This is a genomic window from Erwinia sp. LJJL01 (assembly GCF_047300805.2).
Classification (GTDB): Bacteria; Pseudomonadota; Gammaproteobacteria; order Enterobacterales; family Enterobacteriaceae; genus Erwinia; species Erwinia aphidicola.
Genome location: NZ_CP178576.1, coordinates 3,774,055 through 3,787,771, shown reverse-complemented (window position 1 = coordinate 3,787,771; position 13,717 = coordinate 3,774,055). Strand labels below are relative to the sequence as shown.

Below are 13,717 nucleotides of genomic sequence, written 5' to 3'. Positions count from 1 at the left end.
TACCTTATAGCAACAGCTAACTATGCCGATTTTTTATACTCTATGGGGGTTGTAATGCCTGAACGGCTTTGGATTAAACGCGGGCTGTGCGCCCTGCTGGTTGCTCTGTTACCGCTGGCCCCTGCCAGCGCCGCAGAAAAATTCAAGGTGATCACCACCTTCACCGTGATCGCCGATATGGCGAAAAACGTCGCCGGGGATGCCGCCGATGTCGCCTCGATCACCAAACCGGGGGCGGAGATCCATGAATATCAGCCGACGCCGGGCGATATCAAGCGCGCTCGGGGGGCGCAGCTGATCTTAGCCAACGGCCTCAATCTGGAACTGTGGTTCCAGCGCTTTTACCGCCATCTCTCCGGGGTGCCGGAGGTGGTGGTCTCTGACGGGATCGCGCCGATGGGCATCAGCGAAGGGCCGTACAGCGGCAAACCGAATCCACACGCGTGGATGTCGCCGAAAAATGCGCTGATCTACGTCGATAATATCCGCGATGCGCTGGTGAAGTATGACCCGGACAACGCGGCAACCTATCGCCAGAATGCTGAAGCCTACAAAGCCAAAATCAATGCGGCCGTTGCCCCGGTCGAGCAGGCGCTGGCGCAGATCCCCGCCGACAAGCGCTGGCTGGTGACCAGCGAGGGCGCATTCTCCTACCTGACGCGCGACTTCGGCCTGAAGGAGCTTTACCTGTGGCCGATTAACGCCGACCAGCAGGGCACGCCGCAGCAGGTGCGTAAAGTGATCGACACGGTGAAGCAGCAGCAGATCCCGGCGGTGTTCAGCGAGAGCACCGTGTCCGATAAAGCGGCGCGTCAGGTGGCGCGGGAAACCGGCAGCCACTATGGCGGCGTGCTGTACGTCGACTCGCTGAGTGCGGCAAACGGCCCGGTGCCGACTTATCTCGATCTGCTGCGCGTCACCAGCGAAACCGTGGTCAACGGCATCAACGAGGGGTTAGCAAAATGAACCAGCAGCCCGGTATCGACGTCAGCCAGCTGACGGTCACTTACCGTAACGGGCACACGGCCCTGCGCGACGCGACCTTACAGATCCCGGCCGGCAGCATTGCTGCGCTGCTCGGCATCAACGGCTCCGGCAAGTCGACGCTGTTTAAGGCGATTATGGGCTTTGTGCCGCTCTCCAGCGGCTCGATCACCCTGCTCGGCATGAGCGAAAAACGCGCCCTGAAAAGTAACCTGGTCGCCTACGTACCGCAGTCCGAAGACGTCGACTGGTCGTTCCCGGTGCTGGTGGAGGATGTGGTAATGATGGGCCGCTACGGGCACATGGGGATGCTGCGCATCGCGCGGGCGGAAGACAAACGGCTGGTGACTGAGGCGCTGGAGCGCGTCGGCATGGCTGATTTCCGCCAGCGCCAGATTGGTGAACTCTCCGGCGGGCAGAAAAAACGCGTGTTCCTCGCCCGCGCCATTGCTCAGCGCGGGCAGGTGATCCTGCTGGATGAACCCTTTACCGGGGTGGACGTTAACACCGAAAGGCAAATTATCAGCCTGCTGCATGAGCTGCGCGCCGAGGGCCGCACCATGCTGGTCTCTACCCATAATCTCGCCACCGTCAGCGACTACTGCGATCATACCGCCATCGTCAAAGGCACGGTGCTGGCCTGCGGGCCAACGGCCACCACCTTCACGCGTGAGAATCTGGAAAATGCCTTCAGCGGCGCGCTGCGCGGCGTCGAGTTTAGCGATGCGCTGCCGCAGCCGGGCCTGACGGTGGTTGGGGGGCAGCGCTGATGGCGTGGCTGGCGGAACCCTTTCACTACCAGTATATGCTGAACGCCATGTGGGTTTCGGCGCTGGTTGGCGGCGTGTGCGCGTTTCTCTCCTGCTATCTGATGCTTAAGGGCTGGTCGCTGATGGGTGATGCGCTGTCGCACTCGATTGTGCCCGGCGTGGCGGGAGCCTATATGCTGGGCCTGCCGTTCGCGCTGGGTGCCTTTCTCTCCGGCGGGCTGGCGGCGGGCAGCATGCTGTTTCTCAATCAGCGTACCCGGCTGAAGGAGGATGCGATTATCGGGCTGATCTTCTCCTCCTTCTTCGGCCTCGGGCTGTTTATGGTGTCGCTTAACCCCACCTCGGTAAATATTCAGACCATCGTACTGGGCAATATTCTGGCGATTGCCCCGGAAGATATCCTGCAGCTGGCGATTATCGGCTTCACCTCGCTGCTGATTTTGCTGGTGAAGTGGAAAGACCTGATGGTGACCTTCTTCGACGAGAACCACGCGCGCTCGGTCGGCCTCAACCCCACCCGCCTGAAGCTGCTGTTCTTCACCCTGCTGGCGGCCTGCACCATCGCCGCGCTGCAAACCGTCGGCGCCTTTCTGGTGATCTGCCTGGTGGTCACGCCGGGGGCGACGGCGTATCTGCTGACCGACCGCTTCCAGCGGCTGCTGCTGATTGCGGTGGTGATTGGCAGCGTCACCAGCTTCTTTGGCGCCTGGGTGAGCTACTATCTCGACGGCGCGACCGGCGGCATTATCGTGGTGGCGCAGACGCTGGTGTTTCTTATCGCCTTTGTCTTCGCCCCGAAACACGGGCTGCTTGCGCGCCGCCGCCGCGTCAGCCAGGGAGAGGAGGTACTATGAACCTGACAGAGCTGCTGCTCAGCCCGTTTGAGTTTGATTTCATGCATGCCGCGCTGACTATCTCGGTGATTGTCGCTATTCCCTGCGCCCTGCTCTCCAGCTTTATGGTGATCAAGGGCTGGTCGCTGATGGGCGATGCGATGAGCCACGCGGTATTTCCCGGCGTGGTGATTGCGTGGATCGTCGGCATCCCGCTGGCTATTGGCGCATTCTGCGCCGGGCTGTTCTGCGCGCTGGCGACCGGCTACCTGAAGGAGAACAGCCGCATCAAGCAGGATACGGTGATGGGGATCGTCTTCTCGGGGATGTTTGCCGTCGGCCTGATTATCTATATCTCCGTCAAGTCAGAGGTGCACCTCGACCACATCCTGTTTGGCGACATGCTCGGCATCTCGCCTGCGGATATCTGGCAGAGCGGCGCAATTGCCGGTGTGATTGCCATGATTATCGGCACCAAGTGGCGCGATCTGGTCCTGCACGCGTTTGACGCGCAGCAGGCCAAAGCCTGCGGGCTGAATACCGCGCTGCTGCACTACGGGCTGCTAAGTATGATTGCCCTGACTATCGTTGCCACGCTAAAGGCGGTCGGCATTGTGCTGTCAATTGCACTGCTGATCGCGCCCGGGGCCATTGCCATTCTGCTGATGCGCCGCTTCTCTTCGGTGATGATCTGCTCGGTGCTGCTGTCGGTGGTGGTCTGTTTTAGCGGCACTTACCTGTCATTCTTCCTCGACAGCGCGCCCGGCCCGACCATTGTGCTGCTGTTCGCGGTGCTGTTTATCGCTGCGTTTATCTTCTCGGCCAGGCGCGATCGCCACGCTATCACTGCCCGCTGATAATAAAAAAAAAGCCCGCACCGGTTTCCCGGGCGGGCTGGTTGCAGACTCAGGCTAGTTTCAGATATCGAAACGGTCGAGGTTCATCACTTTGGTCCACGCGGCAACGAAGTCTTTGACAAACTTCTGCTTAGCATCGCTGCTGGCGTAAACCTCGGCTGACGCGCGTAAAATCGCGTTGGAACCAAACACCAGGTCGGCACGGGTCGCGCTGAAGCGCACCTGGCCGCTCAGACGGTCGCGCCCTTCAAAGCGTTCGCCGCTGGCATCGGTGGCTTTCCACTCGGTACGCATATCCAGCAGGTTGCTGAAGAAGTCGGTGTTGAGTTCGCCAACTTTATCGCTGAACACCCCGTGCTGGCTGCCGTCGAAGTTGGCCCCCAGCGCACGCAGGCCACCTACCAGCACCGTCAACTCCGGCACGGTCAGCGTCAGCTGCTGCGCCTTGTCGATCAGCAGATTCTCGGTCGAGGTGCGGCCCGGTGCGGCGCGATAGTTACGGAAACCATCCGCTCTCGGCTTCAGCAGCTCAAACGACTCAATATCCGTCTGATCCTGACGCGCATCCACGCGGCCCGGGGTGAAAGGCACTTCAATGTCGACGTTAACCGCTTTCGCCGCCTGTTCAACTCCGACGACACCGGCCAGCACAATAATATCCGCCAGCGACGCCTTCTGTTCGCTCTTCTGAATCGCTTCCAGCACCGGCAGCACGCGTGCAGCTACGGCATTCACTTCCCATTCGCGCTGCGGCAGCAGCGCCAGGCGGGCACCGTTGGCCCCTCCGCGCTTGTCACCGCCGCGGAAGGTTGAGGCAGAAGCCCAGGCGACCGAGGTCAGCTCCGCCACCGACAGGCCCGACGCGGCAATTTTCTCTTTCAGCAGCGCGATGTCATAGGCGGTTGGATGATAGCTCGGCTGCGGCAGCGGATCCTGCCAGATCAGGTCTTCTTTCGGCACTTCCGGCCCGATATAGCGTGCTTTTGGCCCCATATCGCGGTGGGTCAGCTTGTACCAGGCCCGGGCAAACGCTTCGTTAAACGCCTGCGGGTCGTTCAGGAAGCGGCGCGAGATCTTCTCGAACTCCGGGTCGAAGCGCAGCGTCAGGTCGGTGACCAGCATGGTCGGCTTATGCTTCTTCGCACTGTCAAAGGCATCGGGAATAATCTCCTCTGCATTCGAAGCTTCAAACTGAATCGCCCCTGCCGGGCTGCGCGTCTGCACCCACTCGTACTTAAACAGGTTCTCGAAGAAGTAGTGGCTCCACTGGGTTGGCGTCTGCGACCAGATCACTTCCAGACCGGAAGTAATGGCATCGGCGCCGACGCCGCTGCCGTGACTGCTGGCCCAGCCCAGGCCCTGCGCTTCAATCGGGGCGGTTTCCGGGTCGACGCCGACATGTTTGGCATCGGCGGCACCGTGAGTTTTACCCAGGGTATGGCCACCGGCGATCAGCGCTACGATCTCTTCGTCGTTCATGCCCATATTGCCAAAGGTGGCGCGAATAGCCGGGGCAGCAGAAGCCGGGTCACCGCTGTGTTCCGGGCCTTCCGGGTTGACGTAAATCAGCCCCATTTCGGTGGCGCCGAGCGGTGAATTAGCCAGCGATTCCGGATGGCGATGCTCCAGCCAGGTGGTCTCATCACCCCAGTTAACGTCAAGGTCCGGTTCCCAAACGTCTTCACGCCCGGCACCAAAGCCAAAGGTGCGGAAGCCGGAGTTTTCCAGCGCGACGTTGCCCGCCAGAATATAGAGGTCGGCCCAGGATATTTTCTGACCGTACTTTTGCTTCACCGGCCACAGCAGGCGACGGGCTTTGTCCAGGCTGACGTTATCCGGCCAGGAGTTAAGCGGAGCAAAACGTTGCTGACCACGGCCGGAACCGCCGCGCCCGTCAACAGAGCGATAAGTCCCGGCGCTGTGCCACGCCATACGGATAAACAGACCAATATAGCTGCCCCAGTCGGCGGGCCACCAGGCCTGTGATTCAGTCAGCAGCGCGCGCAGATCGCCTTTCAGTGCGGAATAATCAAGCTTGGCGAACTCCTGGCGGTAGTCAAAGGATTCTCCCAGCGGGTTAGAACGGTTGGAGTGCTGGTTCAGCAGATCGACTCGCAGCTGCTGCGGCCACCATTCGCGGTTGCTGGTGCCACCGCCAGAGACTTCATTTGACTTGCCCGCATGGAATGGACACTTACCGGCAGAAGCTTCCCTGTCCGCTTCAACAATGGGCTCGGCACTATTCGCTTCGTTATCAACAGAATTGCTCACGGTCTTTCTCCTTTTCGCTTGATTACAGACACTCTATACGCGGAACTCACCCGCACAAACCTGTCTCACCCTATGCATTTGATAGGCTTTCTCTTCGGGAACTGCAGTCGGCACGCCCGCTTGTGTGGAGCCAGAGATTACTGAGTATAGAGTAGCCAGCCAAAGCGTAGGGGTTTATCTGCTTAATAAAAAACGGCCCGGCGCCGTATAAAACGCCATGAAATGCTGAACAAATCATCAGGTTGTTGCAAACATCAGCAAGCGAACCGCAGAGGATGATTTTTAGCATTGACACATCGCCAGGGCATGTTTATTATCCGCCCCGTTCACACGATTCCTCTGTAGTTCAGTCGGTAGAACGGCGGACTGTTAATCCGTATGTCACTGGTTCGAGTCCAGTCAGAGGAGCCATATTTAGAGAAGCCCGCTCGGGGAAACCCGAGCGGGCTTTTTGCGTTTAGTGGTCAGATGACAGAGACACTTAGCTTACAAGTGCAGCAAGGATGCAGTTCATCACTCATTTTCATATCTCAGGCCACCCTTATTCATCAGCTTGCCGGGTTTGATTGGGATAGCTTCTTTATAAGTGGTCATTTCTGCCGTCTGCTCGATGTATTTTTTAAAATGAGGTGTCATGCGATGGGCCTGATAAGCCTCTTCGCTGGCGTATATTTCATAGAAATACCAGCGGTCAGGATTGGCTTTATCGATAACGGCATACATGGCCAGAACGCCCTCTTCCAGCTCAATGGACTGTGTCATTTCGGGCAACACGATATGGCGAAAATCTGAACCGAACTCTGGTTTAACATCAACGATGACAAAGTTATTTATCGTGTTATCACTTTGCAAAATCGGTTTATCTGCCAGGAGTTGCGGGTTCACCTCAATTCTACGCGTTTGGTTCGCCACCAGAATATCAGGTGAATTGCGCAAAAATTCTTTATAGCTCAATGAATTCAGGTGTTTTTCATAGGCATCGCTATCAGCGTAGATTTCAAAGACATAAACAGCTGACGGGTTTAACTTTTGTCTGGCTGAATAGATCGCCAGGGTGCCAGATTCGCCGGTTACCGAAGCAGTAATATTCTTTTCAGCCAGGCTGTCGTATGCATTATCTTTATTTTGCTGGATGACGAATTCAAACATATTGAACACCGGTGGAACAGTTCCTTTTTGTTCCTGAGCAGCAGCGGAACAGCCCAGAGTCAACAAAAGTGATAAAGAAATCCCGGCTTTCATAAATGTCCCTCTTTTCGGATGCATTAAATTTTGTGCCACTATTATTGATAAGGCGTATTAACCGCGCCAGCATCATAATCCATTTTCATTGCGCTCAACTCCCTGGTGGCTTCGCAAGGGTGAGAGCCGTGGCGCTTGTTCAGACAGCGGCGGTACGATGCCATCAACAACATGAGGTACGTAGGGTGCCTCCAGCGCTGCGATCTCTTCTGGCGACAATGTCAGCGTCAGCGCGTCAACTGCAGTTGCAAGATGTTCGGCTTTTGTCGCACCGATGATAGGGGCAGTAATCACAGATTTAGACAGCAGCCATGCAAGCGCAACATGTGCGCGAGGCACACCCTGCTCAGCGGCAATCTGCGCCACAACCTCAACCACTTTCCGGTCCTGCTGTGCGGCATTTTGATACATTTTCAGCGCAAAGGCGTCGTTCTGCGTTCTGGGAGTGGTTTCATTCCAGTCGCGTGTCAGTCTGCCGCGCGCCATCGGGCTCCAGGGGATAACCCCCACCCCCTGATCTTCACATTGCGGCAGCATCTCCCGCTCTTCTTCCCGATACAGTAAATTGTATTGCGGTTGCATAGAGACAAAGCGCGTCCAGCCGTAACGCTCAGCCACATGCTGCATCTTGGCAAAACGCCAGGCTTCCATTGAGGATGCACCGATATAGCGAACTTTCCCGGCTTTCACCAAATCGTGAAGCGCTTCCATGGTTTCTTCAACGGGTGTGCCGTGATCAAAACGGTGGATCTGATACAGATCCACATAATCCATACCCAACCGGGTAAGGCTGTCATCGATGGCCTGAAACAGCGATTTTCGCGAGAGAAAACCTGTGTTTGGCGAGTTACGCCATGGGAAAAAAGCCTTGGTGGCGACGACGATTTCATCCCGATACGCCATATCGCGTAGCGCCCGACCGACAATTTCTTCTGAGCTTCCACCTGAATAAATATTAGCCGTATCAAAAAAATTAATTCCCGACTCAAGTGCCTGACGAATCAGCGGCCGCGAAGCGCGTTCATCAAGCGACCACGGCTGAGGAAGACGTTCTGGTTCGCCGTAACTCATGCATCCCAGACACAATCGCGATACTTTCAGGCCACTTCGCCCCAGGTTTACATACTGCATAATCATCTCCTCACCACGTTAATTTGGTCATCAGGACACAGAATTTGGCTTCCCTAACGGTGGATTGTTAAACGGGAAGTGAGTATAAACCACCCTGATTCTGTTTTTTAGAGCAGCAATAGCTCATACACTCTTAGCCAACAGCTAACAATCTGATTGTGTTTACTCTTCAGGATGACGCCATGAACAATGTCATTTACAACCAAATCCGTATTTTCCAGAGCATCGCCGGTGAAGGCAGCATTACTGCTGCGGCCAGGAAACTTGAGATAACGCCACCTTCCGTGAGCAAAGCGCTAAAACTGCTTGAGCAACATATTGGCCACCCGCTTTTTGTGCGCACCACGCGGCGCATTGAGCTAACGGACGCCGGAGAACAGTTGTTGCAACAGACATCCCGGGCGGTGGCCTCACTGGAAAGCGCGGTGGAAAGCATTAAAGACCTGAATCAGGACCCCTCCGGGCTGGTCAGAATTACGCTGTCACGCTTTGCTTACCTGCTTATTCTGAAGCCCTTGATGGCGGAGTTCTGCCAAAGCTACCCCGGAATACAGCTTGAGATATCCGTGTATGACGGAACCGTGAACATGATCGATGAGCGCTTTGATTTGGGCATACGTTTTGGCGATATCCTGGAAGAGAGTGTTGTGGCTCGCCAGTTGATGAAACCGTTTCGTGAGGGTCTGTATGCTTCAGCGGCCTATCTTGCAAAGTACGGTACGCCAGAACTGCCGACGGACCTGCACCAGCATCAGCTCATTGGCTACCGCTTTATCACCAATAACCGCATCCTGCCTCTGATGCTGGAGGATAACGGTGAGCAATTAACCGTTGAGATGCCAGGGCAAATCATCAGCAATGATATTGATGTCATGGCAGATGGAATACGCAGCGGTCTTGGAATTGGCAGATTGTTTGAGCCGGTGTATGAATTGCAGCCCGATAAAGCGCAATTTATCCCGGTAATGATGCCTTACTGGAAAACCTACCCACCGGTTTATCTCTACTACTTAAAGAGCACCGGTCATGCAAAGCGAGTGAAAGCACTGATTGATTTTTTAATCATGAAAACCACAAAATAGTTATCGTCATAACCTGTTATACGAACAGATCAATGAGTAGGACGATCTCTGGAAGTAGAGGGGTTGAATGACAGGGACTCTTAGCTTTCCAGAGCAGCTACGATGGCGGCTTCTATTTTCTCCGGCGTAGAGATCGGTGCAAAACGCTTGAGCGGTTTGCCGTCCCGTCCAATCAGGAACTTAGTGAAGTTCCATTTGATGCGCCCGCCCAGCACGCCTGGCAACTCATCCTTCAGATAACGAAACAGCGGATGGGCGGCAGCGCCGTTAACCGCCACTTTTTCGAACATCGGGAAGCTCACGCCGTAGTTGATATGACAGGTCTGCATAATGTCGTCAGTACCGCCGGGTTCCTGCTTACCAAACTGGTTGCAGGGGAAACCCAGCACCACCAGCCCCTGGGCGGCGTATTTCCTGTATAGCGCTTCAAGGCCTGCGTATTGTGGCGTGAATCCACAATGGCTGGCGGTATTGACCACCAGCACCAGCTTGCCCGCGTAGTCGGCCATCGGGATGAGCTGGCCGCCCAGGCTAATGGCACTATGTTGATAAAAGGTTGTCATCTTACGGATCCCAGCACGTTGTTAATCTCAGCAATCAGCTGCATCGTTGCCTCCTCTATCGTTCCTTCATTGCGGCATAAAACCCAGCCGCGATCGGCAATTTCCCGCTCGAACGCCTCGGTACAGGAGACATGCTCTGCCAGCTTAGAAATCACCGTACTGCTCAACCCACGCGCCCGGGCCGCGGCTCTCGCCCATGAAATTTCTGGCGCGGTAACCACGCCGACATGCAGGTCTGGCGCGCGTACGTTTCGCTCAAGATTAAGCTTCAGAATGTCGTCGAATGGCATCATGCGGCGAAACGCGGCATCAGAGGGGTACCAGCGATCCATCAGGATAATGCAGTCCGCTGGCTGTTTCGTCAGTACATGCCGGGAAATCCATGCCCGGCTGTCCGCAAGTCGCTGACAAACCTCTCGTTCCAAATCCAGGCTGGGATTTCTGGCCAGCTTGTTGACCAGAGCCATGGTTTCCCCTCTCCAGGGATCGCTTTTTTTCTCGCAAAGCCGGATCACCTTCTTGTTGTCCGCCCTGAGTACGGTGGTCATGGCTTCCAACAAGGTGGTTTTACCCGCGCCCTTGGGGCCATCCAGAGAGACAAACAGCTGACGGCTCATCGCTGAAACAACGGTTGGCATACTGTTTTGGTAAAACTCCACTCTGACAAAAGCATTTTTACTTCCCTGGTATTAACGGCTAACCACCCTGTGCGGTGTAGTTTAAGGGATCCGTCTGTAAAATCACACCAGGTCTGTTTTTAAGCAGATAAGCGCTGAGAGGCAGCTTTGAGCCAGGAGCGGACGCTGGCGTTCTTGATAAAAATTCGGTTTGTGTTGTTTTGCATTAGTTTAGAGACGAAAAATATTGCGTCGGTGATTTACCCAGCGCTTTTCTGAACATCGTAATAAACGCGCTGACCGAATCATATCCCAGCGTTCCGGCTACGCGCTGCACGGACTGACCTTCAGCCAGATGGCTCAGGGCAATCATCAAATGCAGTTGCTGACGCCAGCGACCAAAGCTCATTCCAGTCGCCTCTTTTATCAGCCTGGCCAGCGATCGTTCGCTGGTGACCAGATGTGCAGCCCACTGCTTTAACGTTCGCCGATCATCAGGCTCATTAAAAAGTGCCTCCGCCATATTCCGGATTTTAGGATGATCGGATACGGGAAGATGGAGCGCTTCAACCGGCACATCCGGAATATGCTCCAGCAGCACCGCGGCGAGCCTGGCAGTTTTACTGTCAGGAGAATAAGCCTGTCCCTGCTCTGCCAGATACAGAACAAGCTCGCGGACCAGAGAAGTCATCGCCAGCGTACAGCAGATTTCCGGCATCGCTGCCGCGCCGGGTTCGATAAACAGAAAGCAGGTATCTGCATTCTTCGTGACCCGGCAACTGTGGGGGATTTCACCCGGAACCCAGACAGCATGTCCCGGTGGAACAAGCCACAGCGCATCCTCAACCTCACAGCTCACTGCACCGCGTAAAGAGATAATAAGTTGTCCCTTACGGTGAGCGTGCGGACTCTGACCTGCATACTCGCCTGACGATGACACATGCAGCGCGATAGCAGCCTGACTGAAAGCATCGGCATTAAACTCATCCGGTGAGGTCACCGGTTTTTTATTAACTGGCATGATTTAGTTATATGTTGTCAGGTTATCTATATTCTGTAACTCATGAGTACTTTAAAGTCTTTCTTTTTACCAGAGAAAGCAAAATTTATGTCCCACACTACGAACAAGTGGTCTTCAATCATACTTGTGACCGGCATCCTTTTTATAGCTATCAACCTGCGTGTTCCTTTTACCGCTATCGCACCCGTTTTAGAGTCTATTCGCCATGATTTTGGGCTAAGTATTACTGCCGTTGGGTTACTTAACTCGCTGCCTTTGCTGGCCTTTGCCGCCTTTTCACCGCTGAGCGCATCCATCTCACACAAGTACGGTCTTGAACGCACTCTTTTTGGTGCCCTGACCGTTATTTCAGCGGGCATCCTGCTTCGCTCTACAGGCAGTGTCTGGGCGCTTTATGGCGGAACCCTATTGATAGGTATCGGGATTGCCCTCGGCAATGTCCTGCTCCCTGGCCTTATCAAACGTGACTTTTCTGGCAACGTGGCTTCCGTGACGGGGGCATATTCCATCACCATGGGCGCGGCTGGTGCTATTGGTTCAGCCATTGTCATTCCTCTGACGCAGAGCTGGGGCTGGAACATCGCGTTAGCCATGCTGGTTATTGCACCGCTGCTTGCGTTGATTTTATGGCTGCCCCGGTTAAAGATGAAGCATCAGTTGCCAGGAGAGGGTGAGAAAAAAGCTGCGACCGTCGCGGTCTGGCGCTCGCCTCTGGCATGGCAGGTCACCTTGTTTATGGGCCTGAATGCGATGCCGTTTTATGTTGCTGTCGGCTGGCTGCCCGCCATTCTAACCAACAGTGGACTCTCCTCAGCCCAGGCCGGTGAAGTACACGGCATTCTTCAGCTGACCACCGCCATTCCCGGCCTGATTCTGGCGGCCACGCTGCGTCGCCTCAACGATCAGAAAGCAGCCGCTGCCGGCGTCAGCCTGTTAACCGCTGCGTCCTTTATCGGCATCCTGTACCTGCCGAATCTGGCGATGCTGTGGGCTGCTCTTCTCGGCTTCGGCTCGGGTGCCAGTATGATGCTGGGCCTGACCTTCATCGGGCTACGTACCGAAAATGCCGGTGACGCCGCCGCGCTGTCAGGCATGGCGCAGAGCGTCGGTTATCTGATGGCGGCGATGGGTCCGCTGCTGCTGGGCAAAGTACAGGAGTTGTCCGGAGGCTGGACGGTGCCATTACTGATGACCGCAGCAATCGCTGTCGCTGGTGCCTGCACCGGAATGGCTGCCGGACGAAATGCGCATCTGGAATCTGCACCCCAGCCGGGCTGAATTGGCTGGCACAACAGGGGAACGATCGGTTCATCTGCTGTGGATGCTGCCCATTATCGTTCCGATAAATATCCCTGCTACTTAAGGCGACCTTTTACAGAGAAGACCGTTTTTGACCTGCGCCATCGTTAAAAAGCCCGGCGACCCAGTCAGCAAAAGCACGCACTGCGGGAGAGAGAAAACGCTGATGCGGATAGAGCATCGTCACCGGCACTGAAGGTGGCTGCCAGTCCGCCAGAACCTCGACCAGCTTGCCTTGCTGCAGATTCTCCGAAATGACATTCTCAGCAAGCTGCGCCAGCCCAAAACCCTCAAGACACAGTCTGATATAGAGTCCCGTTTCGTTAACGGCTGCTTCTCCTTCTACCGGAACGGAAAGCATCTCAGTGCCACGCGTAAAACGTAGTTCATTGGTCCGTCTTCCCGAACCGGAAAAGTAATGAATTGCCCGATGCTGCGACAACGCTTCCGGCGTCTCAGGGATACCGTACTCCCTGAGATAGTCCGGCGAGGCACAGGTCACCCAGCGAAACCGGCCAAGGGGACGGGCAACCAGCGTGGAGTCGGTTAATTCTCCGGTTCGGATCACGCAATCCACACCTTCCTGAACAAGATCAACCTGCCGGTCGCTGACGCCAATCATCAGATAAATATCCGGATAGAGCCGGTAAAAATCTTTCAGATTCGGCATGACGATAAAATGGGCGATCCCACCGGGCATATCTATCCGCAGTCGCCCCTGGGGCCGCCTGACGGAATCGGTCAGGCTGGATTCCGTGTGTTCAATCAGTGAAAGGATTTCCCGGCACTGCGCAAGATACTGCAGGCCTTCAGGAGTGAGTCTGACCCGCCTCGTCGTCCGGTTAAGCAGACGCACCTGCAGGTATTTCTCCAGATTTTTAATCGTGCTGGTGACGGTGGAAGCTGGCAGAGACAGTGTCTCTGCCGCGCGCACAAAGCTTCCGGCTTCAGCAACCCTTATAAAAACCTGCATAGCCTGAATCCGATCCATCGTCCTGCTCCTGGATAAAAGTGAGCCTGATTATTCGCGAATTATGAATTATGAAA

At 55.5% G+C, this 13,717-nt stretch carries 13 protein-coding genes and 1 tRNA gene; 7 read left to right on the top strand and 7 right to left on the bottom strand.

Going from position 1 to position 13,717, the window contains the following annotated elements; all coding sequences use genetic code 11:
• Nucleotides 1-54 precede the first annotated feature (54 nt).
• The 4 genes from ACLI4M_RS18750 to ACLI4M_RS18735 are packed head-to-tail and all read left to right on the top strand — an operon-like array spanning nucleotide 55 to nucleotide 3,444.
• Nucleotides 55-966: a metal ABC transporter substrate-binding protein gene (locus ACLI4M_RS18750; protein WP_413449740.1), complete on the top strand. Its 912-nt coding sequence runs from the start codon at nucleotides 55-57 to the stop codon at nucleotides 964-966.
• Complete coding sequence (locus ACLI4M_RS18745) at nucleotides 963-1,754, top strand: manganese/iron ABC transporter ATP-binding protein (RefSeq protein WP_133623891.1); 792 nt, start codon at nucleotides 963-965, stop codon at nucleotides 1,752-1,754. Before ACLI4M_RS18750 ends, ACLI4M_RS18745 begins: the two co-directional genes overlap by 4 nt.
• Nucleotides 1,754-2,608: an iron/manganese ABC transporter permease subunit SitC gene (gene sitC / locus ACLI4M_RS18740; RefSeq protein WP_133623892.1), complete on the top strand. Its 855-nt coding sequence runs from the start codon at nucleotides 1,754-1,756 to the stop codon at nucleotides 2,606-2,608. Before ACLI4M_RS18745 ends, sitC begins: the two co-directional genes overlap by 1 nt.
• Nucleotides 2,605-3,444, top strand: a complete 840-nt coding sequence (locus tag ACLI4M_RS18735; RefSeq protein ID WP_133623893.1) for a metal ABC transporter permease — start codon at nucleotides 2,605-2,607, stop codon at nucleotides 3,442-3,444. The genes sitC and ACLI4M_RS18735 overlap by 4 nt, the downstream gene beginning before the upstream one ends.
• A gap of 60 nt (nucleotides 3,445-3,504) precedes the next feature.
• Here the strand turns inward: ACLI4M_RS18735 and katG are convergent, their stop codons facing one another.
• The gene (gene katG, locus ACLI4M_RS18730) at nucleotides 3,505-5,673 is read right to left on the bottom strand and encodes a catalase/peroxidase HPI (protein ID WP_413449803.1); all 2,169 of its coding nucleotides are present in this window, start codon (nucleotides 5,671-5,673) and stop codon (nucleotides 3,505-3,507) included.
• A 377-nt stretch (nucleotides 5,674-6,050) separates the two neighbouring features.
• On the opposite strand from katG, the gene ACLI4M_RS18725 reads away from it, so the two are divergent.
• Nucleotides 6,051-6,126 (top strand) — tRNA-Asn (locus tag ACLI4M_RS18725).
• Nucleotides 6,127-6,228: 102 nt separating this feature from the next.
• Here the strand turns inward: ACLI4M_RS18725 and ACLI4M_RS18720 are convergent.
• The gene (locus ACLI4M_RS18720; RefSeq protein ID WP_133623895.1) at nucleotides 6,229-6,957 is read right to left on the bottom strand and encodes a putative quinol monooxygenase; all 729 of its coding nucleotides are present in this window, start codon (nucleotides 6,955-6,957) and stop codon (nucleotides 6,229-6,231) included.
• Nucleotides 6,958-7,029: 72 nt separating this feature from the next.
• Nucleotides 7,030-8,088, bottom strand: coding sequence for an aldo/keto reductase (locus ACLI4M_RS18715; RefSeq protein ID WP_133623896.1), 1,059 nt, complete (start codon nucleotides 8,086-8,088; stop codon nucleotides 7,030-7,032).
• 182 nt (nucleotides 8,089-8,270) lie between these two features.
• Here ACLI4M_RS18715 and ACLI4M_RS18710 point away from each other — a divergent pair, with 182 nt between their 5' ends.
• Nucleotides 8,271-9,170: a LysR family transcriptional regulator gene (locus ACLI4M_RS18710; protein WP_133623897.1), complete on the top strand. Its 900-nt coding sequence runs from the start codon at nucleotides 8,271-8,273 to the stop codon at nucleotides 9,168-9,170.
• 80 nt (nucleotides 9,171-9,250) lie between these two features.
• On the opposite strand, the gene ACLI4M_RS18705 is transcribed toward ACLI4M_RS18710, so the two are convergent.
• The 3 genes from ACLI4M_RS18705 to ACLI4M_RS18695 form a co-directional block, all read right to left on the bottom strand.
• Nucleotides 9,251-9,733: a glutathione peroxidase gene (locus tag ACLI4M_RS18705; protein WP_133623898.1), complete on the bottom strand. Its 483-nt coding sequence runs from the start codon at nucleotides 9,731-9,733 to the stop codon at nucleotides 9,251-9,253.
• A complete protein-coding gene (locus ACLI4M_RS18700; RefSeq protein ID WP_133625084.1) occupies nucleotides 9,730-10,350 on the bottom strand; it encodes a dTMP kinase in 621 nt (206 codons plus the stop codon). The genes ACLI4M_RS18705 and ACLI4M_RS18700 overlap by 4 nt, the downstream gene beginning before the upstream one ends.
• A 226-nt stretch (nucleotides 10,351-10,576) precedes the next feature.
• On the bottom strand, nucleotides 10,577-11,371 hold the full coding sequence (locus ACLI4M_RS18695) for an AraC family transcriptional regulator (protein ID WP_133623899.1): 795 nt from the start codon (nucleotides 11,369-11,371) through the stop codon (nucleotides 10,577-10,579).
• An 87-nt stretch (nucleotides 11,372-11,458) separates the two neighbouring features.
• Between ACLI4M_RS18695 and ACLI4M_RS18690 the strand changes: the two genes are divergently transcribed.
• Nucleotides 11,459-12,649, top strand: a complete 1,191-nt coding sequence (locus ACLI4M_RS18690; protein WP_133625085.1) for an MFS transporter — start codon at nucleotides 11,459-11,461, stop codon at nucleotides 12,647-12,649.
• 94 nt (nucleotides 12,650-12,743) lie between these two features.
• Here ACLI4M_RS18690 and ACLI4M_RS18685 read toward each other — a convergent pair whose 3' ends face one another.
• On the bottom strand, nucleotides 12,744-13,661 hold the full coding sequence (locus tag ACLI4M_RS18685; protein WP_133623900.1) for a LysR family transcriptional regulator: 918 nt from the start codon (nucleotides 13,659-13,661) through the stop codon (nucleotides 12,744-12,746).
• Nucleotides 13,662-13,717: the final 56 nt, after the last annotated feature.